General features: G+C 74.3%; 30 protein-coding genes. 24 read left to right on the top strand and 6 right to left on the bottom strand.

Annotation, left to right across the window (positions count from 1 at the left end; genetic code table 11):
• Nucleotides 1-98: 98 nt before the first annotated feature.
• The 4 genes from ACFFHC_RS07665 (at nt 99) to ACFFHC_RS07680 (ending at nt 2,018) form a co-directional block, all read left to right on the top strand.
• The gene (locus ACFFHC_RS07665) at nt 99-251 is read left to right on the top strand and encodes a hypothetical protein (RefSeq protein WP_168168473.1); all 153 of its coding nucleotides are present in this window, start codon (nt 99-101) and stop codon (nt 249-251) included.
• The gene (locus tag ACFFHC_RS07670) at nt 248-895 is read left to right on the top strand and encodes a class I SAM-dependent DNA methyltransferase (RefSeq protein WP_379804322.1); all 648 of its coding nucleotides are present in this window, start codon (nt 248-250) and stop codon (nt 893-895) included. Before ACFFHC_RS07665 ends, ACFFHC_RS07670 begins: the two co-directional genes overlap by 4 nt.
• 2 nt (nt 896-897) lie before the next feature.
• Nucleotides 898-1,734 (top strand): class I SAM-dependent methyltransferase, encoded by an 837-nt coding sequence (locus ACFFHC_RS07675; protein ID WP_379804325.1) that lies wholly within the window; start codon nt 898-900, stop codon nt 1,732-1,734.
• A gap of 95 nt (nt 1,735-1,829) precedes the next feature.
• Nucleotides 1,830-2,018, top strand: a complete 189-nt coding sequence (locus ACFFHC_RS07680) for a VOC family protein (protein ID WP_168168474.1) — start codon at nt 1,830-1,832, stop codon at nt 2,016-2,018.
• A gap of 17 nt (nt 2,019-2,035) precedes the next feature.
• On the opposite strand, the gene ACFFHC_RS07685 is transcribed toward ACFFHC_RS07680, so the two are convergent.
• The gene (locus tag ACFFHC_RS07685; RefSeq protein ID WP_070705312.1) at nt 2,036-2,506 is read right to left on the bottom strand and encodes an NUDIX domain-containing protein; all 471 of its coding nucleotides are present in this window, start codon (nt 2,504-2,506) and stop codon (nt 2,036-2,038) included.
• Between the two features lie 239 nt (nt 2,507-2,745).
• Between ACFFHC_RS07685 and ACFFHC_RS07690 the strand changes: the two genes are divergently transcribed.
• From ACFFHC_RS07690 to ACFFHC_RS07715, 6 genes are all read left to right on the top strand, one after another.
• Nucleotides 2,746-4,062, top strand: a complete 1,317-nt coding sequence (locus ACFFHC_RS07690) for an HNH endonuclease (RefSeq protein WP_379804330.1) — start codon at nt 2,746-2,748, stop codon at nt 4,060-4,062.
• A 428-nt stretch (nt 4,063-4,490) separates the two neighbouring features.
• Complete coding sequence (locus ACFFHC_RS07695; RefSeq protein ID WP_168168484.1) at nt 4,491-4,631, top strand: hypothetical protein; 141 nt, start codon at nt 4,491-4,493, stop codon at nt 4,629-4,631.
• A 32-nt stretch (nt 4,632-4,663) separates the two neighbouring features.
• The gene (locus tag ACFFHC_RS07700) at nt 4,664-5,476 is read left to right on the top strand and encodes an inositol monophosphatase family protein (protein ID WP_141494516.1); all 813 of its coding nucleotides are present in this window, start codon (nt 4,664-4,666) and stop codon (nt 5,474-5,476) included.
• A gap of 4 nt (nt 5,477-5,480) precedes the next feature.
• On the top strand, nt 5,481-5,894 hold the full coding sequence (locus tag ACFFHC_RS07705) for a VOC family protein (RefSeq protein WP_141494517.1): 414 nt from the start codon (nt 5,481-5,483) through the stop codon (nt 5,892-5,894).
• Nucleotides 5,895-5,965: 71 nt separating this feature from the next.
• Nucleotides 5,966-6,145, top strand: coding sequence for a hypothetical protein (locus ACFFHC_RS07710; protein ID WP_070705460.1), 180 nt, complete (start codon nt 5,966-5,968; stop codon nt 6,143-6,145).
• Nucleotides 6,142-6,639: a DsbA family oxidoreductase gene (locus ACFFHC_RS07715; protein ID WP_141494518.1), complete on the top strand. Its 498-nt coding sequence runs from the start codon at nt 6,142-6,144 to the stop codon at nt 6,637-6,639. The genes ACFFHC_RS07710 and ACFFHC_RS07715 overlap by 4 nt, the downstream gene beginning before the upstream one ends.
• A 7-nt stretch (nt 6,640-6,646) precedes the next feature.
• On the opposite strand, the gene ACFFHC_RS07720 is transcribed toward ACFFHC_RS07715, so the two are convergent.
• Both ACFFHC_RS07720 and ACFFHC_RS07725 read right to left on the bottom strand, forming a co-directional pair.
• Nucleotides 6,647-7,060, bottom strand: a complete 414-nt coding sequence (locus ACFFHC_RS07720) for a VOC family protein (RefSeq protein WP_141494519.1) — start codon at nt 7,058-7,060, stop codon at nt 6,647-6,649.
• A 118-nt stretch (nt 7,061-7,178) separates the two neighbouring features.
• Nucleotides 7,179-7,652: a nuclear transport factor 2 family protein gene (locus ACFFHC_RS07725; RefSeq protein WP_141494520.1), complete on the bottom strand. Its 474-nt coding sequence runs from the start codon at nt 7,650-7,652 to the stop codon at nt 7,179-7,181.
• Between the two features lie 98 nt (nt 7,653-7,750).
• On the opposite strand from ACFFHC_RS07725, the gene ACFFHC_RS07730 reads away from it, so the two are divergent.
• Together ACFFHC_RS07730 and ACFFHC_RS07735 are read left to right on the top strand one after the other, a co-directional pair.
• Nucleotides 7,751-8,287: a DUF6328 family protein gene (locus ACFFHC_RS07730; protein WP_070705458.1), complete on the top strand. Its 537-nt coding sequence runs from the start codon at nt 7,751-7,753 to the stop codon at nt 8,285-8,287.
• The gene (locus ACFFHC_RS07735) at nt 8,284-9,309 is read left to right on the top strand and encodes a class I SAM-dependent methyltransferase (RefSeq protein ID WP_379804340.1); all 1,026 of its coding nucleotides are present in this window, start codon (nt 8,284-8,286) and stop codon (nt 9,307-9,309) included. The genes ACFFHC_RS07730 and ACFFHC_RS07735 overlap by 4 nt, the downstream gene beginning before the upstream one ends.
• A gap of 25 nt (nt 9,310-9,334) precedes the next feature.
• Here ACFFHC_RS07735 and ACFFHC_RS07740 read toward each other — a convergent pair whose 3' ends face one another.
• The gene (locus ACFFHC_RS07740; protein WP_379804343.1) at nt 9,335-9,790 is read right to left on the bottom strand and encodes a DinB family protein; all 456 of its coding nucleotides are present in this window, start codon (nt 9,788-9,790) and stop codon (nt 9,335-9,337) included.
• Nucleotides 9,791-9,903: 113 nt separating this feature from the next.
• On the opposite strand from ACFFHC_RS07740, the gene ACFFHC_RS07745 reads away from it, so the two are divergent.
• The 11 genes from ACFFHC_RS07745 (at nt 9,904) to ACFFHC_RS07795 (ending at nt 21,772) form a co-directional block, all read left to right on the top strand.
• Complete coding sequence (locus ACFFHC_RS07745; protein ID WP_379804346.1) at nt 9,904-10,692, top strand: M15 family metallopeptidase; 789 nt, start codon at nt 9,904-9,906, stop codon at nt 10,690-10,692.
• Nucleotides 10,693-10,709: 17 nt separating this feature from the next.
• Nucleotides 10,710-11,645, top strand: a complete 936-nt coding sequence (locus tag ACFFHC_RS07750; RefSeq protein WP_144043001.1) for a DUF2797 domain-containing protein — start codon at nt 10,710-10,712, stop codon at nt 11,643-11,645.
• 51 nt (nt 11,646-11,696) lie between these two features.
• Nucleotides 11,697-13,097, top strand: coding sequence for an MFS transporter (locus ACFFHC_RS07755; RefSeq protein WP_101848924.1), 1,401 nt, complete (start codon nt 11,697-11,699; stop codon nt 13,095-13,097).
• A 165-nt stretch (nt 13,098-13,262) separates the two neighbouring features.
• Nucleotides 13,263-13,811: a hypothetical protein gene (locus ACFFHC_RS07760; RefSeq protein ID WP_141495010.1), complete on the top strand. Its 549-nt coding sequence runs from the start codon at nt 13,263-13,265 to the stop codon at nt 13,809-13,811.
• A gap of 30 nt (nt 13,812-13,841) precedes the next feature.
• Nucleotides 13,842-14,039, top strand: coding sequence for a hypothetical protein (locus ACFFHC_RS07765; RefSeq protein WP_070703241.1), 198 nt, complete (start codon nt 13,842-13,844; stop codon nt 14,037-14,039).
• 235 nt (nt 14,040-14,274) lie between these two features.
• Nucleotides 14,275-15,624: an NADP-specific glutamate dehydrogenase gene (gene gdhA, locus ACFFHC_RS07770; RefSeq protein WP_101848923.1), complete on the top strand. Its 1,350-nt coding sequence runs from the start codon at nt 14,275-14,277 to the stop codon at nt 15,622-15,624.
• Nucleotides 15,625-15,739: 115 nt separating this feature from the next.
• Entirely contained in the window at nt 15,740-16,189 is a 450-nt protein-coding gene (locus tag ACFFHC_RS07775; RefSeq protein ID WP_101848922.1) for a hemerythrin domain-containing protein, read from the top strand.
• The gene (locus ACFFHC_RS07780; RefSeq protein ID WP_379804353.1) at nt 16,189-18,954 is read left to right on the top strand and encodes a multicopper oxidase domain-containing protein; all 2,766 of its coding nucleotides are present in this window, start codon (nt 16,189-16,191) and stop codon (nt 18,952-18,954) included. Before ACFFHC_RS07775 ends, ACFFHC_RS07780 begins: the two co-directional genes overlap by 1 nt.
• A 52-nt stretch (nt 18,955-19,006) precedes the next feature.
• Nucleotides 19,007-19,834 (top strand): SOS response-associated peptidase, encoded by an 828-nt coding sequence (locus ACFFHC_RS07785; protein ID WP_379804356.1) that lies wholly within the window; start codon nt 19,007-19,009, stop codon nt 19,832-19,834.
• Nucleotides 19,827-20,381, top strand: coding sequence for a GtrA family protein (locus ACFFHC_RS07790; protein WP_101848919.1), 555 nt, complete (start codon nt 19,827-19,829; stop codon nt 20,379-20,381). The genes ACFFHC_RS07785 and ACFFHC_RS07790 overlap by 8 nt, the downstream gene beginning before the upstream one ends.
• 95 nt (nt 20,382-20,476) lie before the next feature.
• The gene (locus ACFFHC_RS07795; RefSeq protein ID WP_379804361.1) at nt 20,477-21,772 is read left to right on the top strand and encodes a hypothetical protein; all 1,296 of its coding nucleotides are present in this window, start codon (nt 20,477-20,479) and stop codon (nt 21,770-21,772) included.
• A gap of 7 nt (nt 21,773-21,779) precedes the next feature.
• Here the strand turns inward: ACFFHC_RS07795 and ACFFHC_RS07800 are convergent, their stop codons facing one another.
• A complete protein-coding gene (locus tag ACFFHC_RS07800; RefSeq protein WP_379804365.1) occupies nt 21,780-23,012 on the bottom strand; it encodes a serine/threonine-protein kinase in 1,233 nt (410 codons plus the stop codon).
• A 144-nt stretch (nt 23,013-23,156) separates the two neighbouring features.
• Between ACFFHC_RS07800 and ACFFHC_RS07805 the strand changes: the two genes are divergently transcribed.
• The gene (locus ACFFHC_RS07805) at nt 23,157-24,683 is read left to right on the top strand and encodes an MDR family MFS transporter (RefSeq protein ID WP_379804369.1); all 1,527 of its coding nucleotides are present in this window, start codon (nt 23,157-23,159) and stop codon (nt 24,681-24,683) included.
• 75 nt (nt 24,684-24,758) lie between these two features.
• Here ACFFHC_RS07805 and ACFFHC_RS07810 read toward each other — a convergent pair.
• Nucleotides 24,759-25,156: alpha/beta fold hydrolase (locus tag ACFFHC_RS07810; RefSeq protein WP_379804372.1), on the bottom strand; the 398-nt coding region annotated here is incomplete at its 5' end.

The raw sequence follows: 25,156 nt of genomic DNA on the forward strand, positions 1-25,156 counted from the left end.
GTGCTCGGCGGGGCCGGTGTTGTCCGCCGCGGACACGTGGTGCAAGGCTCGAGAGTGGTGGGCGACGGACCGCCCGCCCCGTCCAGAAGGAGACGACCGTGAAGACCATGACCTGCGCCCAGCTGGGTGGCCCCTGCCAGACCGCGCACACCGGGGAGAGCGCCGACGAGATGGCCGCCCGCTGGGCCGACACCGGGGCGTTCAACCAGAAGGTGATGGACGCCGGCCAGTTCGTTTTCGCCGGCGCGTGAGCTCCCCGCACGACCTCGAGGCGATCCGGTCGTCCTACGACCGGGCCGCCGGCGCGTACGTGGACCTGCTGGAGTCCGTGGGCATGGGCGACGTACGCCGCCAGCCGTGGCTGCGCGGGTGCCTCGACGCCTTCGCCGCAGAGGTGCGCCGGTTGGGCCCGGTGCTGGACGCCGGCTGCGGCCCCGGCCAGGTGACCGCCTACCTGGACGGGCTGGGGTTGGAGGTGCGCGGCACGGACCTCTCCCCGGCGATGGTGGAGCACGCGCGGCGACGGCACCCGCACCTGTCCTTCGAGGTGGCGGGCCACACCGAGCTGGAGGTCGAGCCGTCGTCGCTGGGTGGGGTGCTGTTCTGGTGGTCGCTGTTCAACCTGCCCCGCGAGGAGGTGGGGGAGGTGGTGGCCGGTGCCGCCCGCGCCCTGGTGCCCGGCGGCCTGCTGCTCGTGGCCCTTCATGCGGGCGAGGGCGAGGTGGAGCGCACCGAGGCGTACGGCGTGCCCGTGCGGTGGACGACCCAACGCTGGCAGCCGGAGGCGTTCGCGCAGCTCGTGCAGGACGCGGGCCTCGAGGTCGTGGCCGACCTGCGCCTCCCAGCCGGGGACGACCACGGCGCCGCCCTCGTGCTCGCCGCCCGACGGCCGTGAGGATGCGTGCCCTCGGGCCGGCGGCCGCCCGCGCCCTGACGAGGTTCAACGACCGCCACCCTTGGAGCCACAACGCCCACTTCCACGGTTGGGTCCTGCGGCGCGTGCCCACCGGGAGCTCCACGGTCGCCGAGATCGGGTGCGGGCGAGGTGAGCTCGCCGTCGCCTTGTCCTGCCGGTCGGCGCAGGTCATCGCCAGTGACACCGATCCGGCGATGCGGGAGGCCACCCTGCAACGGGCGGCGGCACTGGGTGCCACGAACGTGCTCGTTGGAGCTGCCCAGCTCCCGGAACTCCCGAGCAGCTCCGTCGACGCCGTCGTCATGGTCGCTGTGCTCCACCACCTCCCCCTCCGAGAGACCCTCCAGCACGTGAGTCGCGTCCTGGCCCCCGGTGGGCGATTCCTGTGCGTGGGACTGGCCCGCAGGGAGTCCCACACGGACACTGCGTGGGAGATCGCGTGCGCCGTCAGCAACCCCGTCATCGGTGTGGTGAAGCACCCGCTTGCGAACCACGCGCCGGCGGGGCCGCCCCCGTTCCCGGTGCGGAATCCACGGCACTCGCTGCGCGAGGTGCGCGCGGTCGCCCGCGAGAACCTCCCCGGCGCCCGGGTGCGCCGGCGGGAGGCGTTCAGGTACACCCTCGAGTGGACGAGACCCGCCAGCGCCGACGACGAGGGAGGTGAGCGCGACCGTGCGGCATGCTCAGAGGCGTCGGTGCACGGCATCGACACGCTGAGGGCCGGGGACGACATGAAGGCCCGGTGGCGCAACCCGGTGAAGGGCATGGGCTGGTACCGCGCCGCGAAGAAGGCGTTCAAGGAGCTGCCCGAGGCCTGAGGGGAGTGCGGCGCACGTCACGTGACCACGCATTCCCGCGGGGCCTGATCAGGGGCAGGATGAGAGGCCCCGTCCCTCCACCACCAAGAGACCCAATGCACCGCCCCGTGCAGTTCGAGATCCACGTCACCGACGTCCCCGCAGCCCGTGCCTTCTACGGGGCCGCCCTGGGCTGGACCTTCGAGGACTGGAGCGAGTACGCGGGCATGGCCTGGCAGGGCTCCTTCCGCGACGTGGACGGCAACGTCTTCGGCACCCACCAGCCGGACCCCGAGGCCATCTGAGCTGCAGGACCTCTGACTCAGGGCGTGATGCCCAGCGGCGGGCGCCCGTCCTCGAGGTAGACCACACCCGGTCCGGCGAGCGCCCGCCGCACCCGGCGGCGCACGCGCTTGCGCAGCAGGGCCTCGGCCTCGACGAGTGGGGCGAAGCGGTGCTCGCTGATCTCGCTCTCCTGGAGGACGATCCCCGCGGCCTCGGCGGCGGTGACGGCACCGCAGTCGAAGAGAAAGCGGATCCCCAGCTGCTCGTCGGCCTTGGCGGCCCGCGTGTCCACGGCCACGAGGCGACCACTGGCCACACGCAGGCCGGTCTCCTCGAAGACCTCGCGCTGGCAGCACTCCCAGGGGGTCTCGCCGTCGGCCTCCATGACCCCGCCGGGGATGGTCCAGCCGGACTTGTAGGTGGGCTTGAGGATGAGCAGGCGCCCGGCCTCGTCGGTGATGAGGGCGCCGGCGGAGACGGGGACGGTGGGCAGGGTCCACGAGGTCATGGGGCAAGCGTGCCGCACACCGGGCGGGGCGCTGACATGGCGTCGGTCACGCGGGCGGTGAGGCGAGGGCCGGGGTGGGTGCCCCGTGTCGGTGCTCACGGCAGCGCCCGTCGTCCACAGGCCCGTTCGTGGGGGAGGAGGTTGTCGGTGGAATCTCGTACGGTTGTTCCATCATCGAGAAGGTGTTCGGTGGTCGCCGGGTCGTGGGGGCTCGGCGGGAGCAACCCGCAGGGGGAGTTGTGGAGCAGGAGAGAGCGGTGGGGCAGGTGGTCGACGGCCACGACTGGAGCCAGCCAGCGTTCGACGACCTGGCAGAGCAGGTCCGAGCGGCAGGGGAGCGATGGGGTGACGGTGACCCACCAGCGAGCGCCTTGGTGGACGCCGTCGCCGCCCTGGAACGCCTGGCCACCACCGTCGCGGCGGTGCAGCTGGACGTGGTGGCCGCACTCACCGCCCGGCAGCGGCGCGATGACGCGGCAGCCGGCATCGAGCAGGAGGTGACCGACCGGGCGGTCGCTTCGATGGTGGGGCTGGCCCGGCGCACCTCACCCCACCAGGGTGCCCGGGACCGGGAACTGGCGGCGGTGCTGCGCGCGGAGCTGCCGACGACCCGGCGGGCGATGCTGGAGGGCCACGGCAGCAGGCGACACGCCGAGGTCGTGGCGCGGGGCACGGTCTTCCTGTCGCGGGCGCAGCGTGCGGTCGTCGACGCCGAGTTCGGGCCCCACCTGGGGGACCTCTCAGTGGGTCGGTTGCGCCGCCGGGTGTCGGCCCGAGCCTACGCACTGGACCCCGAGGGGCACGTCGCCCACATCGCACGCCAGCGCGAGGAGCGGCACGTCTCGGTGCGGCCGACGCCGGACACCATGGCCGTGCTCTCGGCCCTGCTGCCGGCCACACAGGCGGTCGCCGTGTGGGGCGCCCTGGACCGGGCCGCCCGCTCACTGCGCGCCGCGGGGGACGAGCGGTCGCTGGCCCAGCTCCGGGCGGACGTGCTCACCGAGCGGGTGACCGGGCAGGCGCTCGCCGACGGACCTGTGGTCGAGCTGCAGGTGGTCGTCCCGGCAGGGGCCGTGTTCGGTGGCGAGGCGGTGCTGGGGGCGCTGACCGACTCCGACGCCCCGGCGACCCTGGTGGGCCACGGCCCCATTCCGGCGCCGATGGCACGGGATCTGGTGCGGCGCGCACAGCGGTGCACGCTCCGGCGGCTGCTCGTGGACCCGGAGTCCGGCACGCTGGTGGACCGTGATGCTCGGCGGCGAACCTTCTCGCGGGCCGACCGCGACCTGTTGGTGGCCCGCGACGAGACGTGCCGGACGCCGTGGTGCGACGCACCGGTGCGCGAGGCCGACCACGTGGAGCCGTGGGCGGCGGGCGGCCCGACCACTCCGGACAACGGACAGGGGTTGTGCCAGCACTGCAACCAGGTGAAGAACCACCCGGCGTGGGACACCGTCGCACAGCTGGACGCCCGCGGGCGGCAGACCTCGGTGGAGACGACCACGCCCTCCGGCCACCGGTACACCAGCCCGACGAGGAGGCTGGTCGGGGCCTGAGATGACCGCCCGGCGGTACCGTCGAGGAGTGGACGACGCGCGGCCCACCCTCGTGGTGGTCAACGGGGTGCCCGGCCCGGGCAAGACCACCGTGGCCGCCGAGCTGGCGTCGCTGCGCCCGCTGACCCTGCACGTGGACGTGGACGCGGTGAGGGCCCAGATCCACGGGTGGGAAGCCGACCGATGGCGGCCGCCCTCCTGGCCCGGCAACTCACGGCCGACATGGCCGCCTGCCACCTGCGCGCCGGCCACTCGGTGGTGGTCAGCCAGTTCACGGCGCGCCAGGACCTGGGCGAGCGCCTCGCCGCCGCCGGCAGCCAGACACCGCGCGGGTGCCAGGAGCTCGCCCCGACCGTGGACGCCCGACGGCCCTGGCCCGCCTCAGCGGACGTCGGCACCCCGAGCCCGCACATCCCCAGGACGCCGACGTGCCGGACGCACCGACCATGGCCCGGATGGTGGCGTCGGTGGACGGCCTCATCGCCGCCCGGCCCGCCGTGCACCGCATCGAGGCAGCGGGCCACGTGCCCAGCACCGTGGCGCGGTGCCGGGAGGTCCTCGGCTGGTAGGGGCGGCGCCACCACGGCCTAGGGTCGCTCCCATGGATAGCAGCGACCGGACCATCTGGACCGACGACGCCGCACTCGCCGCCGACCTGGTCCGCGAGGCCGGCCAGCTCGCCGCCCGGATGCGGGGCGACGGCATCGACGCGCGGCACAAGACCTCCTCCAGCGACGTGGTGACCGCGGCCGACCACGCCGCCGAGGAACTCGTCACGTCGCGCCTCGCCACCGCGCGGTCGGACGACGGCATCGTGGGGGAGGAAGGGGCCGCGCGCGCCGGGACCTCCGGGCGCACGTGGGTGATCGACCCCGTGGACGGCACGTTCAACTTCGTGCAGGGGCTCGACGCGTGGTGCTCGGCGCTCGCGCTGACCACCGATGCCGACGCCCGCCGCCCCGGGGACGGCTCGGTGGCCCTGGGCGCGGTACACCACCCCGCATCAGGCACCACGTGGGTGGGTGGACCCGGGGTGCCCACCACACGCGACGGGGTGGAGCTGCCCCGCATCGCCGACCGGCCTCTGGAGGACTGCGCTGTGGCCACCTACCTGCACACGCGCTGGTTCGGCGTGCCCGAGGTGGCCGAACCGTTCGCCGCCGCGGTACAGCCGGCCAAGGTGCTGCGCATGGTCGGTTCGGGCTCCTTGGACCTGGCCGCCGTGGCCGACGGGCGGATGGACCTGTGGCTGCACCACAGCGTGCCGGCCTGGGACTGGATGCCGGGGTGCGCCTTGGTGGAGGGGGCCGGCGGCGTGGCCCGGCAGGTGGAGGTGCGTGGGTACACGTGGTCGGTGGCCGGTCCGCCGTCGGCCGCGGCGCAGGTGGTGGACCTGCTCGCGCAGGCAGGATGAGCCCATGCACGCACAACCCTTCCTGACCTTCCAGCCCAGCCGCGGCCAGCGCGCCGCCGAGGCGATGGCGCTGTACTGCGACGTCTTCGGGGAGGCCGAGGTGCTCTCCGAGCAGCTCTGGGGCGCCGACGGGCCGGGCGGCGCCGAGGCCGAGGGCACGGTGATGACCGCCGAGTTCCGCATCGGCGACCTGCGGGTGCGCTGCAGCGACAGCCCGGTGCAGCACGCGTGGGACTTCTCGCCGGCGCAGTCGCTCTGGGTGGAGTTCTCCGATGCGGCCGAGCACCAGCGGGTCTTCGACGCGCTCGCGGACGGGGGTCAGGTGTTCATGCCGGTGGGGGACTACGGCTTCGGGCAGTTCGGCTGGGCGGCCGACCGGTTCGGCGTGAACTGGCAGCTCGTCGTGGCGGGGGAGTGAGGGAGGACTGAGCGCCCGGGGCCGCGCTCGCCGCGGGGAACAGATGACGCGTCCCGGACTGTTGCGCAAGCATGACCACCGAGCCCCAGCCCACGCCGCCCGACGCCGGCCTGCCGACCCGCCCCGCCGTCACCACGACGCAGACCGCCCGGCCCGCCGAGCAGGGGAGCGAGGGGACGGTGGCGCCCTCCTTCATCGTGCTGGGTGACGACGCTGCCAGCACGTGCGACGCTGACGGCGTGTGCCGATGACCACCCCGTCCGAGCCCCACGCCGACCGCGTGGTGGTGGACGTGTGGAGCGACGTCATGTGCCCGTGGTGCTACGTCGGCGCAACGGTGCTGGACCGCGCCATCGAAGACTTCGACCACCCCGTGGAGGTGCGTCACCACTCCTTCCTGCTGGTGCCGGACCTGCCCGACGGGCGAACGATGCCGGTCACCGAGGTGCTCACCGAGTACGAGGGCTTCTCCCTGGAGCAGGCGGCCGCGATGAACCGTCAGATCGACGCACGCGCCGCCGGGCTGGGTCTGGACCGGGATGCGGCGCTGGCCGCCCTGCGCTCGGACGCGCACGTCGAGGACGTGGACGCCGACGTGGAGATGGCGCGGCAGATCGGCATCACGGGCGTGCCCTTCTTCGTGCTGAACGGGAAGTACGCCGTGCAGGGCGCACAACCGGTGGAGGCCTTCCGCCACGCCCTGGCGACGGCGTGGGCCGATCACGAGGGCGCCGCCGGGGGCTGAGGCCCCGTCAGGCCACGAAGACGCAGAAGGGGTGGCAGGCCGGGTCGGCGAGCACATAGAGCGGCTCCTGCTCGTCGTCCGCACGGTCCAGCAGGAGCCGGGCGCCCAGGGCCTCGGCACGTGCCCGTACCGCCTCGAGGCTCTCGAGGTCGGGGACCGTCGTGTCCAGGTGCAGCTGCATCGGCACGGCGGGGGAGGGCCAGGTGGCGGGCGTGGGGTGCTCCACCTGCTGGAAGGCCAGCGCGCGGCCACCGTCGCCGTGCACGAGGACGAGCCAGTCGGCCTCGTCAGGGGAGGGGTCGGCAGGTGGCTCGTCGCCGGCGCGATAGCGGAGCCCGAGGAGCTGTCGGTAGAACTCGGCCAGGCCACGCACGTCCGTGGCGTCGAGCACGGTCTGCAGGAGCCGCGGATGCGTCGTCATGACGCGACGCTGACGCCGGCGGGGCGGTAGCGACGGCGGGGCGGTCGGCCCTGAATGGCCCCGTGCCGGGACGTTATGTCAGAAAGTCGACCGGAGACGCCGCCTGGGGCGGGGAGGGTCACAGCGGCGTGCCCTGGTGGTAGGTCGTGCGCCAGGCGCCGTCGATGCGCTGCCACAGCGACGTCCGCCGCACCCGCCGGCCGCCACGGCTCGAGACCCAGAACACCTGCACCACGGCATCACCCAGAACGCGCGCCTCGAGCTCGTGCACGTCGATACGGCCTGCGCCATCGCTCCCAGATTCGCCCTGGAGCAGCTCGAGGATGGCGGCGCGGCCCCACCGACGCCCGGAGGCGCCGATCTCCACGAACCCCGGCGCGAGCAGCCTGGTGAAGCGGAATGCGTCGGCACGCACGACCAGAGCCCGCAATGAACATTCCAGGTGGAGCACGTGGGTGACGTGGCGTCGGCGACAGTGGAGGATGGCTGCCCGTGACACGGCAAGGTCGCGTCGACCGCGAGTGCACGCCGGGCCTACCAGCGCACACCGGGCGACCTCGCAGCCCCTTCTGGCGCGATCCCACCCACACACCGGGCGCCGATAATCGACATTATGTCATTCCATCCACCGAGCCCCCTCCCTCGACGACCCACGGCCCCGGCCCACCAGCCAGGCCCCATACTCGGGGCGTGACCCTTCGAGACGCCGCCGCCTCCCGGGCCCTGCGGCAGGAGACCGAGGCCGACCAGGAGGACCGCAACCTCGCGGAGATCCTGCAGGAGCTCCGGGTGCTCCAGACCGGCACCCAGGTGCTGGCCGGCTTCCTGCTGACCCTGCCGTTCCAGTCACGCTTCACCGATCTCTCCGGCCCGCAGACGCTGCTGTTCGTGCTGGCCATGAGCCTGGCGGTGCTCACCGTGCTGCTGCTGGTGACGCCCGTGGCCGTGCACCGAGCCCTGTTCCAGCGGCAGCTCAAGGCCCGCATCGTGCAGGTCTCCCACACCATGGTGCGGGTGGGTCTGGTAACGCTGGGGCTCTCGGTGGTCTCGATGTTCGCCCTCATCCTGGCCCTCGTGGTCGGCACCACCGCGGCCGTGCTGGGCGCTGGGCTCGTGGGCACGCTCGCCGGCCTGCTGTGGATGGCCTGGCCGGTGCTCCTGCGCCGGCCCGCACCACACCTGGCCGCGCACCACGACCACCCCGACGACCCCGGGAGCACCCCGTGAGCACGCCCCACTCCCCCTCTCTCTGCTCACCCACCGGCCTCGATGCCGTGGCGCGCCTCCTGCTGGCCGACGGCACCGCCCTCGCCCCGGACGCTGCACGCGTTGCCGTGGTGGACGCCGATGCCGGCCTCGACGTCGCCGCCCGCGAGGCCTGGCCCGCGGTGCACGCCTACCGCGACCGCCTCGACGCCGGACCCTCCACCGACACCCTCGCCGAGGCCGTGGAGGGCGCCGAGCTCGTCCTGCTGGACCTGCCCACCTCGCTGGACGCCCTGGAGGACACCGCCCGCACCGTGTCCACCCACGCCGCCCCAGGCGTGGTGCTCGTGGCCGCCGGGCGCTCCAAGCACATGACCCCGCGGCAGAACGACGTGCTCGGGCGCGCCTTCGAGCAGGTGCAGGCCCAGCGGGGCGTCGGCAAGTGCCGGGCCCTGCACGCCCGGGGCGCACGCCCGGCCGAGGACCCGACCCCGCGCACCGCCGAGGAACAGACCACCGGCCTGCAGCTCGTGGCCCACGGCGGGGTGTTCAACGGCCCCCGCCTCGACCGCGGTACCCGCCTGCTGCTCACCACCCAAGGCCACTGGCCCGAGCCCGACCGAGCACGCGACGCCCTCGACCTGGGGTGCGGCAACGGCGTGCTCACCGCGGTGCTCGCCCGACGCGGGCACACCGCCACCGGCCTCGACGTGTCGCGGGCGGCCGTGGCCTCGGCCCGGGCCACGCTGGCCGCCAACGACCTCGACGGCACGGTGCACCTGGCCGACGGGCTGACCGGCACTCCCTCGGCGAGCGCCGACCTGGTGGTCACCAACCCGCCGTTCCACGTGGGTGCGGCCAAGGACTCCGCCCCCACGCTGGCGATGCTGCGCGACGCCGCCCGGGTGCTGCGGCCAGGCGGCGAGCTGTGGTGCGTGTACAACTCGCACCTGCCCTACCGGCAGGTGGCCCGCGAGGTGTTCACGCAGGTGCTCGAGGTGGCCCGCGACCGCGAATTCACCGTGCTGCGCGCGGTGCGCTGACGGGGCTCGGGCCGCCTCACCCGCGTCAGGCCACCCCGGCCCGGTACAGGGCGGCGTCGTCGAGGCCGGCCACGCCCTCGCACCAGGCGGCGTGGGCGGCATCGAGCTGGGCCAGTGCACCAGCGGCCGTACCGGCGTACTCCCAGGTGTCGTAGGCACAGGCCGGGCCGCCGAAGTGCGAGGCCGGCCGCATGCCGAACACGCCGACCACCACGTGCGCCAACCGCCAGGCGATGGTGGTCACCGGCGCCGGGTCGGGCTCGGGGAACGCGAAGTCCACGAGCCACTCCCCTGCGCCGGCGCGCATCGTGGCCGAGGCGGGGGCGGCCTGGCCGCGGCGCCGCACCGACCAGGCGCCGGCCGCGGGCTCCCACAGGTACTCGGCGTCGGTGAGGCCCTCCAGGCGCGGGCGGGCCTGGGTGCGCCAGTGCCAGTCGAGCTGCTCGGCAAGGAAGGGGGCCAGGGGCCGGGGCGTGGTCATGGGGGCCAGTCAACCGCGGACGACAGCGCGGCGACAGTCCCGCCCGCGATGCTGGGGCGTCCCCTCCGCGACCGTCCCCGTCGCCCCCCCTCCCCTCGCCGAAGGTTCCTCCGATGCCGTCCCCTCACCCCGCGCTGACGCGTGCCCACCGCGTCCTGCTCGCCGTGGCCGCACTGGCGACCGTGTCCCCCTCGATGCCGCTGGGAGCCCCGGCCCAGGCATCGGTCCCCGTGGAGCGCTCCGTCACCGCTCCCGCCGTCGAGGCCGCACCCACCGCCTCCACCGCGGCCACCACCGTCACCCGCCACGTGCGTGCCGGGTCCGGCATGTTCGTGCGCGTGTACCGCAACACCTCGGGCGCCTCCGCCGGCCACTACGTACCTCGGGGCGGCATGGTGAAGGGCACCGTGCAGGGCCGCTGGTTCCGCATGGCCCCCGGCCGCTACGTGCGCACGGCCGACCTCACGACCCGCCACACCCCGTACTCCTCGCGCAACGGCCGCCACGCCCCGGGGCACCTGTGCCACGTGCGGGGCTCGGCGAGCGCCGCCCACCTGCTCACGGCCTGCCGCTCGGTGCGGCCGCTGGAGCGCCTCAACCGCGCCTACCGCGCACGGTTCGGGGAGGACCTGCGCTGGGACGAGTGCTACCGCACGTACGACACACAGGTGGCCTACCGCCGTGCCTTCGGCCGCATGGCCGCCACCCCCGGCACGTCCAACCACGGCACGCTGACCCGGGCCACCTGCGACCTGCCGGAGAGCCGCCGGAAGTACGGGTTCGGCACCACGCGCCACCGCTGGCTGGTGAGGCACGGGGCCCGGTACGGCTGGGTGCAGCCCGCGTGGGCGCGCCGCGACGGCCGCAAGCCCGAGTACTGGCACTTCGAGTACGTGCGCTGAGGCGTACCCTGCCGCGGGTGCGTACCTCCTGGGTCGATGGTGGGACCCACCTCGTGCGGTCGGTCTCGTGGACCGACCGCGACCGGCCCGCGCTGGTGACCAGCGACCTCACCGAGGCCGTGCACCGCATCGCGCTGCCGGGCGCCTCGCTGGCGTTCACCGTGGAGCCCGGCCGCCACTGCACGGGGCGGTCGGTGCTCACGCCGCAGGGCACGGTGCGCACCGAGGCGTGCGCGCGGCGGCGCGTGGTGGAGTCCGGTCGGCAGTGCTCCGAGTGCGCGATGGCCGACGAGTTCCGCCCCATCCACCAGGTGCACCGTGGCGGGCCGGCCGGCGAGGCGCTGCGGCGCTACCTGGACCGCCCGCACTGGCTGTACGTGGCCACCTTCGCCGACGGCGCGCCCAAGGTGGGTACCGCATCGGACCACCACAAGGTGGCGCGCCTGGACGAGCAGGGGGCGGTGCGGGCCACCTACCTGGCCCGCTGCGCCGACGGGCTGGAGGTGCGGCGCCACGAGGACGCGGTGACCGCCGGGCTGGGCGTGCCGCAGACCCGCACCGCGCGCCGCAAGGCCGCGGCGCTGGCCAGCCCCCTGCCCGCCGCGCGGCTCGATGCCGTGCACGCCGAGCTGGTGGACCGGGCCTGCCACCTGCTCGCCTCCCGCGGCCTCGACCCCGCCCCCGAGCCGTGGGTGCCGCCCGCGCTGCACGGCCCGGTGCTCGGCGAGGACCGGGCCGGGGCGCCGTTCGCCGGCCACACCCCGCTGCCCCAGGACCTCACCACCGGCGACCACCGCCTGACCGTCGAGACCCTGGTGGGTGCCACGGCCCTGGTGCGGGTCAACGACGAGACAGGCGGCTACCTCGCGGACCTCACCCGGCTGGTGGGCCGCAAGCTCGTGCCGGGCCCGGTGGACTCCCCCGCCGTGGCCCACCAGGACAGCCTGTTCTGACCGCCGGGCGCTGCGGCACCGGGCACCCCACGGCCGTGCGATGCTGCCGCGGTGACCACCTCCCCCTCCGATGTCGCCGCGGCCACGGCCGACCCCACCCGTGAACGGACCCGCGCCCACCAGCGCGCCTGGGGCTGGTACGACTGGGCCAACTCGGCCTACGTCACCACCACCGGCACGGTCCTCATCGGGCCCTATCTCACGCAGCTGGCCAGCGCCGACGCGTGCCCGGACCTGCCCACCGGCCAGGCCTGCACCGGGAGGCTCGACGTGCTCGGCGTCCCCGTCGCGGCCGGTTCCCTCGCGGCGTACACGGTCACCCTGGCCACCCTCCTCTCGGTGGTGGTGGTCATGGCCGTCGGCGCCGTGGCCGACCGCCACCCCCGTCCGGCACGCCTGCTGGGGCTGCTCGCGGGCATCGGGTCGCTGGCCGCCATGGCCATGGTGTTCCTCTCCGGCACGTCCTGGCAGCTGGGCGTGCTCCTGGTGCTCGTGGGCAACATCGCCCTGGGCGCCTCCACGGTGGTCTACGACGCGCTGCTGGTGCGCATCGCCTCCCCGGACGAGCGAGACCGGGTCTCCTCGCGCGCCTGGGCCCTGGGCTACGCCGGCGGCGGGCTGCTGCTCCTGGCCAACCTCGTGGTCATCCAGGCCCACGACGCCCTGGGCCTCTCGATGGAGTGGGCGGTGCGGCTGTCGCTGTTCTCCGCGGGCCTGTGGTGGGGGGTGTTCACCCTCGTGCCCGTCATCGGCCTGCGGCGCCTGCGCGGCACCACGGCCGTTCCGGTGGCCCGGGGCGCCGGCCCCGTGACCGGGTCGCTGCGGCAGCTGCGCTCCACCCTCGGCGAGCTGCGCCGCTACCCCCAGACGCTCACCTTCCTGGCGGCCTACCTGCTGTTCAACGACGGCATCCAGACCGTCATCTCCTCGGCCAGCCTGTACGGGTCGGTGGCGCTCGGCTTCGACACTGGCCAGCTCATGACCACCATCCTGCTCGTGCAGTTCGTGGCCGTGGGCGGCGCGCTGCTGTTCGGGGCGATGGCGGCCCGCCTCGGTGCCCACCGGGTGGTGCTGGCGGGCATCGCCCTGTGGGTGGTGGTCGTGGCCTGCGCGTACTTCGTGCCCCGCGGGGCCTTCCTCACCTGGCTGGGGTGCGCCGTCCTCATCGGGCTGGTGCTGGGCGGCACCCAGGCGCTGGCGCGCTCGCTCTACAGCCACCTGGTGCCGGCGGGCCGGGAGTCGGAGTTCTTCGCCTTCTACCAGGCGGGCGAGCGGGGCACGTCGTGGTTCGGCACGCTCACCTTCGGGCTGGTCTTCCAGCTCACCGGCTCCTACCGGCCGGCCATCCTGGCGCTGCTGGTGTTCTTCGTGCTCGGTGGCCTGCTGCTGGCGCGGGTGGACCTGCGCCGCGGCATCGCCGACGCCGGCAACCCGCAGCCGGCCGTCCTCTGAGGCGGGTCCAAACGACCCCTCTTGCCGCCCCCCCCAGAGCCGAATTTGCGCTACCCCCCCCCCACTTCGTGAAAACCTCCCGGCCGGCGGCAAGGCGAGGGCTCGAGTTCGATGCCCCCATGCCGCCACCTGCAGATCAAGACACACACGGAGAAGGGGAAAGACATGTCTGCTCATGCTTCCGTCAATCGCCGCCTCCTGCTGACGGGTGCCGCTGCGCTCCTCGCTGGTTCGACGATCGCCGCAACCTCCACCACCTTCGCTCGAGCTACGGACACCGACCTGCCAGCCGGCTGGCGCCGCGGACGGATCGTGGCCCGGGAAGACGGGGCTCCCATCTACGAAATCTTGGACGCCGCCGGACATGAGGCCGGTTACGCCTTGTCCCAGGAGGACATGGAGGAGGCACGCAGGGCTGCCAAGGACGTGGAGACTGAGCGCCGAGACCTACAGGCTGTGGGGGCGGACTTCTGGAAGATCACCAAGTGCACCGCCGCCATCGCATGGTTCACTGCGCAGACCGTCTTCCCGTCCGTCAAGGTCGCTCGTATCGCCTACAACCTCTCTCGACTCGTGAAGAAGTACGGTGCCCGGAAGGTGGCCTCCTCATTCCTCCGCTGGCGTTCGTCGAAGGGGCGCGACATGGAGGACGACATCAAGGACGTGGCTCTGGCGCTGACGGGTGTCGGGGCACTCTCCGTGTGTTTTGATTGATTCAGCCTCAATTCAGGAAGGAAATGTCCGTTGCCAGACCGTGGCTCCTCGACCTATGACGACATCCGTTACTACCTCTCGAGTCTCGCCCTGCTCCTCCTGGGCGTGAGCCTCATCGGGACGGACGTCACCGTCGGCGGTTTCGGCCTCCGACAGTCCGTCTTCCTCGGCGCCACCCTCGCCGTCGCCGGGGCTCTCCTCGTCCTGGCGCGCCTCCTGCGCCGGTAGGCGCCTCGAACGTCCGCGCACACCCCGGCCCACACACTTGTGGCGTGGGCAGACCACGAGGGAGGTCCGTGAGGCCCGGCGTCCGCTCCGGTGACGCCGGGCCTTCGTGGAGGGCTCGGACACCGTGGTGCCGCCCTGTGCCTGGCCGGGGTCGCCGTCATCATGTACGCGCCGCGCGGGGCGTGACCACCCCCCTCACTACGCTGTGCGCACGACCACGCCCCGAGGAGGCCCGATGTCCCAGCACGCCCTGCACCCGCGCCTGGCCGAGGTCCGCGAGACCATCCTGCGTCGCAACCCCGGGGAGGTCGAGTTCCACCAGGCCGCCGACGAGGTGCTGGCCACCCTGGGCCTGGTGCTCGAGCGGCGCCCCGAGCTCGCCGAGGCGAGCATCATCGAGCGCCTCTGCGAGCCCGAGCGCCAGCTGGTCTTCCGCGTGCCGTGGGTGGACGACTCCGGCGTGGTGCAGGTCAACCGCGGGTTCCGGGTGGAGTTCAACTCCGCCCTGGGCCCGTACAAGGGCGGTCTGCGCTTCCACCCCTCGGTGCTGCTGGGGACGGTGAAGTTCCTGGGCTTCGAGCAGGTGTTCAAGAACGCGCTCACCGGCATGCCCATCGGGGCCGGCAAGGGCGGCTCGGACTTCGACCCCAAGGGCCGCTCGGACGGCGAGGTGATGCGCTTCTGTCAGTCGTTCATGACCGAGCTGCACCGCCACCTGGGCGAGTACACCGACGTGCCCGCCGGCGACATCGGCGTGGGGGCTCGCGAGATCGGCTTCCTGTTCGGCCAGTACAAGCGCATCACCAACCGGTTCGAGGCCGGCGCGCTCACCGGCAAGGGGCTGGAGTGGGGCGGCGCCCGCGCCCGCACCGAGGCCACCGGCTACGGCACCGTCTACTTCGCCGAGCAGCTGCTGGCCGGTTCGGGCCGCGACCTGGAGGGCCTGCGCGTGGTGGTCTCCGGGTCGGGCAACGTGGCGCTCTACGCCGCGCAGAAGGTGGTGGAGCTGGGCGGAACCGTGGTGGCCATGAGCGACTCCGGCGGGTACGTCGCCGACGACGCGGGCCTGGACGTGCCCCACCTCATCGAGCTCAAGGAGCACCGGCGCGAGCGGATGGCCACCTACGCGCAGGAGAAGGGCGGCCAGCACGTGGCCGACGGATCCATCTGGGACGTGCCCTGCGACCTGGCCCTGCCGTGCGCCACCCAGAACGAGCTCGACGCCGACGGCGCCACCGCCCTGGTGCGCAACGGGTGCCTGGCCGTGGTGGAGGGCGCCAACATGCCCACCACCCCCGATGCGGTGGAGGTGCTTGCCACCGGCGGCGTCACCTTCGCGCCGGGCAAGGCCTCCAACGCCGGCGGCGTGGCCGTGAGCGCCCTGGAGATGCAGCAGAACGCCACCCGGGACTCGTGGTCGTTCACCCACACCGACGAGCGCCTGCGCCAGATCATGGCCTCCATCCACGCCACCTGCGTGGAGACCGCCGAGGAGTACGGCGTGCCGGGCGACCTGGTGGCCGGGGCCAACATCGGCGGGTTCGTGCGCGTGGCCGAGGCCATGCGGGCCCAGGGCGTCATCTGACGGGCGTACCCTCTACGACAGGGCGTCGTTTCACCGCGTCGCCCACGGTCGTCGGCCGGGCCGATGCCGCATCGTCGTCCACGAGGAGCGCCCACGGGCGCGGCGAGGGGTCAGCATGTGCACCTACTGCGGGTGTGAGTCCATCCACGTCATCGGCCGGTTCATGGCCGAGCACGGCCGGCTGACCGACCTCACCGGCCCGCTGCACCGCGCGGCCGACGCCGGCGACCTGCCCGCCGCGCAGGAGGCCGCCGAGCGCATCGCGGAGCTGCTCGAGCCCCACACCCACGCCGAGGAGCTGGGCCTGTTCACGATGCTGCGGCGCGAGGAGCACATCGCCGACCACGTGGACGACCTGTGCGCCGAGCACGACGCGCTGGACGCCCAGCTGGCGCGCATCCGCACGGGGGACCTGGCGGGTGTCGACGCCTTCGTCCGCCAGCTGCGCAACCACATGGACCGCGAGAACAACGGGCTCTTCCCCGCCGCCGCGATCGCCCTGGGCGGCCCGGAGTGGGACGAGGTCGACGAGCTCACCCCGCCGGCCCCGACCGCCCTCGGCTGATGGCGTCGAGCACCGGGCCCGGACGCCCCGCCGACCGACGCGTCGACGCCGCCGCCCCCGGCGCCGCGCCCGCCCCGGCCCGGGGCCGGCGCCGCGGCGGCCGCTGGCTCCTGCGCGACCGGCCCGGCGTGGTGTGGCTGGCGCTCGCGGTGCTGCTCTCGCTGGTGCACCCCTTCGTGCCGGCCTCGCGCTGGCTCATGGTGCACCTGGTGCTGCTGGGCGCCCTGTCGCACTCGATCATGGTGTGGAGCACCCACTTCGCCAACGCCCTGCTGAGGTCCGCCCCGGACGTGGACGACCGCGCCACGCAGTCTCGCCGCCTGTGGATGCTGCTGGCCGGCACCTGCCTGGTCCTGGTGGGCGTGCCCACCGGGTGGTGGCTGCTCACGGTGGCCGGCGCCGTGCTGGTGGGCACCGCCGTGCTGGAGCACGCCCGCCAGCTGGTGCGCCGCCTGCGGGCTGCCCTGCCCGGCCGCTTCGCCGTCACCGTGCGCTACTACGTGGCCGCGGCGCTGTGCCTGCCGGTGGGCGCGGCCCTGGGGGCCACGCTGGCCCGCGGGGTGGGCGCCGAGTGGCACGGCCGCCTGCTCCTGGCCCACACGATGGTGAACCTCCTGGGTTGGGTGGGTCTCACCGTGACCGGCACCCTGCTGACGCTCTGGCCGACCATGCTGCGCACCCGCATCGGGACGCGGGCCGAGGCGCACACCCGGCACGCCCTGCCGGTGCTGGTCGGTGGGCTCGTGGTGGTGCTGACCGGCGCGCTCGGCGGGTGGCAGCCCGTCGCCGCCGCCGGGGTGGCGCTCTACGCCGCGGGCCTCCTCTGGTGGGCCGCGGGGGTGCTCTCGCCGGTGCGCCGGGGGCTTCCGCGCGAGTTCGCCGCCGCGTCCGTGGGTGCAGCCCTGCTGTGGTGGGCCGCCGGCATCGCGATGGTGCTGACCGCCCTGCTGACCGCGCAGGACTGGACGCGGGTGGGCACCACCTTCGACCGCACCACCGCCGTGGTCGTGGTGGGTTTCGCCGCCCAGCTGCTCACCGGCGCCCTGAGCCACCTCATGCCGGTGGTCATCGGGGGCGGCAAGCCGGTGGTGCGTGCCGCCGCGGCGTGGTTCGACCGGTGGGGTGCCGCCCGACTGGTGACCACCAACGCCGGCCTGCTCGTGTGCCTGCTGCCGGTGCCCAGCCTCGTGCGGGTGGCCGCCTCCGTGCTGGTGCTGGTGTCGCTGGCATCGTTCGTCCCGCTGATGGTCCGCGCCGTCGCCGCCGCCGGGCGGGCGCGTCGGGAGCAGCTGGCGGCCCGGCAGGCAGGCGCGGTGCGGGCCGTCGACGAGACCGGCTCCCCCGACGCAGGGGAACGCACGGCACCCGCCGGTCCGGACCGCATGCCGTCCATCTGGTCGGCCGGGCAGGTCGCCGCGGCCCTCTCCGCCCTGGCCCTGGTGACCGCGCTGGGGGCCTCCCTCGGCCCGGCCACCGCCCCCTCCCCCTCCGGTCAGGCAGCGGTGGCCCCCACCGGGCACACCACCCGGGTGGAGGTGCGCGCCGCCGACATGCGCTTCGACCCCGGAACCGTCACCGTGCCCGCCGGCGACCGCGTCGTCCTCGACGTGGTGAACGCCGACACCCAGGTGCACGACCTCGCCATCGCCGGGCAGCAGACCCCGCGCCTGGGCCCCGGGGAGCGCGCCACGCTGGACCTCGGCGTCGTCGGCGCCGACACCCAGGGGTGGTGCACCATCGTGGGCCACCGGCAGGCCGGCATGGTGCTCGACCTCGTCGTCGAGGGCGGCGCTGGCGAGGCCGCGGACACGGCCGACGGGCAGGCCGGGCACGACCCCGGGGAGCACGCCGGCCACGGAACGGACTCCCCGGCCTCCACCACTCCCCTGCGCGCCGACCCGGACGCCACCGTGGAGCACCCGGTGGACCCGCGCCTGCCCGCCCGGGGACGCGGCACCGAGCACCACGTGACCCTGCGCGCCAGCGAGCTGGAGCTCGAGGTGGCCCCCGGCGTCACGCAGCACCGGTGGACCTTCAACGACCGCGCCCCCGGACCCACCCTCCACGGCCGGGTCGGGGACACCTTCGTGGTCACGCTCGTCAACGACGGCTCGATGGGGCACTCCATCGACTTCCACGCCGGCGCTCTGGCCCCGGACCGCCCGATGCGCACCATCCAACCCGGCGAGCGCCTCACCTACCGCTTCACCGCCGAGCGCTCGGGCATCTGGATGTACCACTGCTCCACGGCGCCGATGAGCTCGCACATCGCCGCCGGCATGCACGGGGCGGTGGTCGTCGAGCCGCGCGAGGGCCTGCCGGAGGTGGACCGCGAGTACGTGCTCGTGCAGTCCGAGGCCTACCCCGCCTCGGACGGCGGGCCGGTGGACCCCGAGGCGATCGCCGCCGGGGAGGCGCCGTTCGTCACCTTCAACGGCATCGCCGACCAGTACCTGCAGCACCCGCTGACCGCCCGGGTCGGTGAGCGCGTGCGCCTGTGGGTGCTCGATGCGGGGCCCAACCGAGCGAGCTCCTTCCACGTGGTGGGCGGGCAGTTCGACACCGTCTGGTCCGAGGGCGCCTACCGGGTGGGCCCACGGGCCCGCGGGACCGGCGCCCAGGTGATGGCCCTGCAGCCGGCCGAGGGCGGCTTCGTGGAGCTCACCTTCCCCGAGGCGGGCCACTACCCGCTGGTCAGCCACGTCATGTCCGATGCCGAGCGCGGTGCCCGCGGCGTGGTGGAGGTCACCGGGGCCGCCCGTTGAGCCCGCTCGGCGTAGCCCGTCGCCCCGCCCCGGCACCGTAGGCTCGGGTCCCATGTGTGGACGCTACGCAGCCAGCGCCTCCCCGGACGCCCTGGTGGAGGAGTTCGAGGTCGAGCGCGACGCGACCGACGAGCCCGGCGCGCCGGTGATGAAGCGTCCCCAGGAGCCGGCCCCCGGCACCCCGGACTTCAACGTGGCGCCCACCAAGCAGGTGCCGGTGGTCCTCACCCGCACGCCCCGAGGCGAGGAGGACGCCCCCGCCGAGCGCCAGCTGCGCCTGCTCTCCTGGGGTCTCGTGCCGCCGTGGGCCAAGGACCTGACCATGGGCAACCGCATGATCAACGCCCGCAGCGAGACGCTGTTCGAGAAGCGCACCTTCGCGGGCCCGGCGCGCACGCGGCGCTGCCTGGTGCCTGCGGACGGCTGGTACGAGTGGCAGGCCTCCCCCGTGGCCCGCACGACCGCGGGCAAGCCCCGCAAGCAACCGTTCTTCATGTCCCGCGTGGACGAGGCGCCGCTGGCCTTCGCCGGGCTGTACGAGTTCCACCGGCTGGGCACCGGGGGCCAGGCTCACGACTGGGTGGTGAGCTTCACCATCCTCACCCGTGACGCCGAGCCGGGGCTGGACCGCATCCACGACCGGCAGCCGGTGGTGGTGGAGCCCGAGGACTGGGCCGCCTGGCTCGACCCGGCCGCCACCGAGGACGACCACGTCCTGGAGCTGCTCTCCCACCAGCCGGAGGGCCGTTTCCAGGCATGGCCGGTGGGCAGCGGCGTGAGCCGGGTGGCCACCAACGGCCCCGAGCTCGTGCGCCCGGTGCCCACCGAGCAGCTCGTGGGCGTGGTGGACCCCGTCACCGGCGAGGTGGTCGGTGGCTGAGCCCGTGACCCCCGAGCACCCCACCGCCCACGAGCCGCGCCCGACGGGCGTGGCGGCCTTCCTGCGCCTGCGCGACGGCCTCTGGCGGCTCATCCCCTCGGGCCTGCGCCGCCACGTGCCGCCCACGGCGGTCGGGTTCGCGATGCTGAACCTCTGCACCTTCGCTCTGGACCTCGCGCTGCTGTGGCTGCTGCACAAGCCGGTGGGCCTGCCCTACCCGGTGGCCACCACCATCGCGTACGTGACCGCCCTGGCCACGGCCTTCGTGGTGAACCGGCACTTCAACTTCGAGAGCGAGGGGCACGCCGGCCGCCAGTCGCTGCGCTACGTGCTCGTGGTGTCGGTCAACTACCTGGCCTTCATCCTCGGCGTGAACACGGGGCTGACCACGCTGGGTGTGCCGTTCGCCGTCGCCCGGATGGCCGCCGGCCTGTGCGAGGCGGTCTACATGTACCTGGCCATGCGGTTCGTGGTCTTCCGCCACGGCAACCCGGCCGACGAGTCGTCGGACGGGGCCCGGTGGCCCGCGGACCGCCGCGGCGCCTGACCGGTCCGCAGGTACCCTCGACCCCCGGACAGGTCCGCCGGTCCCCGCCCGCGCCGTGAGCCGTGGGCCGCCCCTCGACCCCGCACGGAGGACGCATGCACCCCCTCGCCCGCCCCGCCGTCGCCGGCATCGTGCTGGCCCTGCTGCAGGGCCCGTCCGCGGGGGCCGCCTCCTCCCCGGCCGCCGAGCGCGAGCCCGAGCCCCTGCAGACCAAGGGCACGGCGGTCCAGGGCGGTGGGGACCTGTTCACGGCCCCGCTGCTGAGCGCCGGCACCTTCACCGACTCCGCCCCGGCCGACGGCGACACGTCCTTCTACCGGGTCCGTCGCAGCACCCAGGACGGCATCCTGCGCGTGGGCACCACCACCTACGAGGCCGAGGGCCTGGAGGTCCGCGTGCTGGACGCCCTCGGCCAGGAGTGCGGGACGGACACCGGCTGGACGCTCGGTCTCGTGGTGGGCAACGCCGGCGACGACGAGGACCCGGTCTGCGAGAACTCCGACCAGGTGGTCGTGGCGGTCACCAACACCACCAAGGAGCCCCAGGAGCGGCCGTTCGAGCTGCACGTGGCCGAGGAGCCGGCGGTGCCCACCACCGCCGGCCTGCCGAAGCCCCAGGAGTCGGTCGACTGGACGGACATGAAGGCCAGCGCCGAGGTGCAGGACACCCAGGGAGGCCTCTCCCTGGCCGAGGCCCCCGAGGTGTCGCCGGAGCACTCCGTGCGCGGGTCCGTGGTGGCCGGCGAGGCGCGCCTCTACAAGGTCCCCGCCGAGTGGGGCCAGCGGGTGCAGGCCCGCGTGTCGGTGAACGCGGAGTCCGAGGGCCTCGAGTCCGGCGCCGTCACCGTGACCCTGGTGGGTGCCGACCGACGCGAGTTGGACACCGAGGCCAGCGGCGCCAAGGACGCCCGGGCAAGCTTCTGGGACCACGACGAGGCGGTGGCCGAGACGGCCTCGCTGCCGGTGGCGTGGAACAACCGCGACGGGCAGGGGCCGACCCTCCCCGGTGGCCAGTACGTGGTGGTGACGGCCGACGAGTCCGGTGAGGAGTACCGCGAGGTGCCGTTCACCCTCACCGTGGCGGTACTCGGCGATGCCGTCGACGCCCCCCGCTACGCCGAGGGCAGCGCTCCCTCCGAGGAGCGTGACCGCGTCATCGAGCCCGGGGCCGGACGCGGTGAGGGTGACCAAGGCAGCGCGGCGCCGACCGGCGGGGAGGACTCCGGCGGCAGCACGTCCTCCGCGGCGACCGGCGGCGACGAGCGGGCGGCCTCGGCTGGCTCCTCCGACGGCGGCCCGTCGAAGCCGGTCCTGTGGGGTGGAGGCGCCCTCGGTGGCCTGATGCTCCTGGCCGGCGCCCTGGCCCTGGTGGCCAACCGCGCCCGCGGCTGAGGGGCACTCAGCCCAGCGCGGCCACGAGCACCACGAGCAGCACCAGCAGGCCGGCGAGCACCAGGGCCCAGGCGACCGCCGGCGGCACCACCGGGGAGGACGGGGTCTCCTCGTGGTTCCAGACCCGGGTGGCGGTCGGCTCCGCCGGTGCCGCCCGACCCACCACGCGGCGCGGCCCCGGGGCGTCGGGCGTCTGGGTCCCACCGACAGGGGCCTTCGCGAGCGGACCGCGCGACGGCTCCTGCCCCGTGGCGAACCGGTCCACCGGCCCGGTCTGGGGCACGTCGTACATGGTGGTGCGGGCCGCTCCGGCCGGCGGCAGGCCCGTCGCGTGCTGTGGCGGCCCCGCCGGCACCTGGCCCCGGTCCTGGGCCGGCCCCTGCGGGGTCCACCCTGCCGGCAGCGCCGGCAGCCGGTCGTGCAGCGCGACGCCGCCCCCCAGCTGCTCGGCAGTGGTGGCCACCAGGCCGGTGGCACGCAGCGAGGCCATGGCCGCCTGCGCGCTGCGCGGCCGGTCCGCCGGGTCCAGCTCCACGAGCTCCTCGAGCACCCGCGCCAACCCGTCGGGCACCCCGGCGCGCGCCAGCTCGCCGGCCACCGCGTCGTGGTCCCGACCCTGCGGGCGCTGCCCGGTGAGCAGCTCGCGCGCCGTCATCCCCACGCCGTAGAGGTCGGCCGCCGGGCTCGGGTCCCAGCCGTGCGCCAACGACTCCGGGGCCATGTAGCCCAGCGTCCCGTGCACGTAGGGGCCCGTGGTCAGGCGCGGGGCGTCCACGCTCATCGTCAGGCCGAAGTCCGCCAGGCGGGCCCTCGGCACCCCGGTGCCGGTGGCGTCCAGCAGCAGGTTGGCCGGCTTCACGTCCCGGTGCACCATGCCCTCGTCGTGCAGCTGCCCCAGCCCCTGCAGCAGCTGGTCGGTGAGGGTGGCCACCCAGGGCGCCGGCAGCGGTCCGTGCTCCGCCAGGAGCGTGGCGGCCGAACCGCCGTCCACCACCGGCATGACCAGCATCACGCGCTCGTCGTCCCCCGCCCAGCCGTAGGGCACCAGCAGGTGGGAGTGCTGCACGCGCACGCCCTGCTCGCGCACGAAGCGCACCAGGGAAGAGGCGTCCACCTGGCGCAGCACCTTGGCCGCGCAGTAGCGGTGGGCCCGGTGGTCCCAGACCCGCCACACCACACCCGTGCCACCCTCACCCAGAGGGTCCACCAGCTCGTACCGGCCCGCGAAGACGTCTCCCACCCGGCGAACCCTACCCACGCTCCCCCGGGCCGGCCCCGCGTGTCGGGAATGTCTCAGCAAAATCGGTGTTGTCGCCTCTCCCCCAGCCCTAGGCTGGCGCACCCCTCCCCCATCCCCTCCACTCCTCCGAGGAGCCCCTGCCGCATGCCCGAGACCCGCAGCACGCCGTCGACCACGGTCGACTCCCCCGCCGACCTCGAGGTCGACCCCACGCCCATCCTGCGCGTCCTCACCGTCGCCACCTTCGTGGTGATCCTCAACGAGACCATCATGGTCAACGCCGTCCCCCAGCTCATGGACTCGCTGCACGTCTCGGCGCAGGCCGCCCAGTGGCTGTCGACGGCGTTCATGCTCACCATGGCCGTGGTCATCCCCACCACCGGCTGGTTCCTGCACCGCCTGGACCGCCGTGCCGCCTTCGCCACCGCCATGGGCGCGTTCGCCCTGGGCACGCTGCTGTGCGCCGTCGCGCCGGGCTTCGCCCTGCTCCTGGTGGGCCGCATCGTCCAGGCCGTCGGCACCGCCATCATGATGCCGCTGCTCATGACCACCGTCATGACCCTGGTGCCCGTGGAGGACCGCGGCCGCACCATGGGCAACGTCTCCCTGGCCATCTCCGTGGCGCCCGCCCTGGGCCCCACCACCTCCGGCCTGGTGCTGCAGTTCGCCTCCTGGCGCTGGCTCTTCCTGCTCGTTCTGCCGATGGCCGTGGGCATGCTGCTGGTGGGCCTGCGCCTGCTGCCGCGCAACCACGCCGGGGCCGCCGGCCCACTCGACCTGCTCAGCCTCCCCCTGGCCGCGGTCGGTTTCGGTGCCCTGGTCTACGGCCTGAGCTCCTTCGGCGGCCACTCCGGCCCCGGCGCCGCCGAGCCGGTGGTCTCCCCGGTGCTCGCGGTGGCCGTGGGCGCGGCCGGCGTGGCCCTGCTCGTGTGGCGCCAGCTCTCCCTGGCCCGCTCCGGGGGCGCCCCGCTGCTGGACCTGCGCGCGCTGACCCACCGCAACTTCGCCCTGTCCATGGGCATCATGTGTGCCGCCATGATGGCGATGATGGGCTCCATGATCCTGCTGCCCCTGTGGCTGCAGGACGCGCGCGGCCTGAGCGTCCTGCAGGCCGGCCTGGTGATGATGCCCGGTGGCCTGATGATGGGCCTCCTGGCTCCCCGCATCGGCCGCTGGTACGATCGGCTGGGGCCCCGCCCGCTGGTGGTGCCCGGCGCCCTGCTGGTGCTCGTGGCCCTCTCGGTGGGCACCTGGGCGGCCCTCGACGCCCCGTGGTGGGCCTTCCTCCTGGTGCACCCGGCCATCAGCTTCGGCCTGGCCCTGCTGTTCACGCCGCTGTTCTCCGCCGGCCTGGGCGCGCTGCCGATGGACCTGTACTCCCACGGCTCGGCCATCCTGGGCACCTTCCAGCAGGTGGCGGCCGCCACCGGCACCGCCCTGGCCATCGCCCTCATGAGCCACCGCGCCGGGCAGCTGGCGGCCGACGGGCACGGCCCTGCCGAGTCCCTCGCCGGCGGCGTCTCCCTGGCGATGGCGGCCGGGGCCGGGATCTTCGTGGTGGCCCTGGCGCTCACGCTCCTGGTGCGTCGCCCGGACCAGGAGGGCGCAGTGCCCACCGAGGGCGACGACGCCGCCAGCCAGGTCACCGACGCAGCGCCGGCCACGGCCTGAGGCCAAGCGGTCCCCCTGGGCGCAGCGGCCCCTCGACCGAGTGGTCGAGGGGCCGCTGCGTGCGTGTGGCGGCGCTCAGCGGCGGACGGCCTCCACGAGGGCGTCGCCCAGCACCTGCGGCGCAGAGACCATGGGCCAGTGCCCGGTGTCGATGTCGATGAAGTCCACCTGCGCCCCGGCGAGCTCGGGCATCGGGTCGGCGGCCTGCCACTGGCGCACCTGCTCGGGGGTGAACTCGGGGCACACCAGGGTGATGGGCACGTCGAAGCGCGCCTCGTCGGTGTACTCCACCACGGCCTCGGCCACGCCCTGCGGCACTGGGATGGCGCGGTCCAGGAGGTCGGCCTTGGCGGCCTCGTCCAGGTCGTCGGAGTCCGGGCCGGCGAAGGGCTCCCACCCAGGGTGCGCCATCACCCCGTCCTCGATGGGGAAGAAGGCGGCGTACTGCTCCCCGCCGGTGCTGGGGACGCCGC

The organism is Kytococcus schroeteri, assembly GCF_042433515.1.
Lineage (GTDB): Bacteria > Actinomycetota > Actinomycetes > Actinomycetales > Dermatophilaceae > Kytococcus > Kytococcus schroeteri.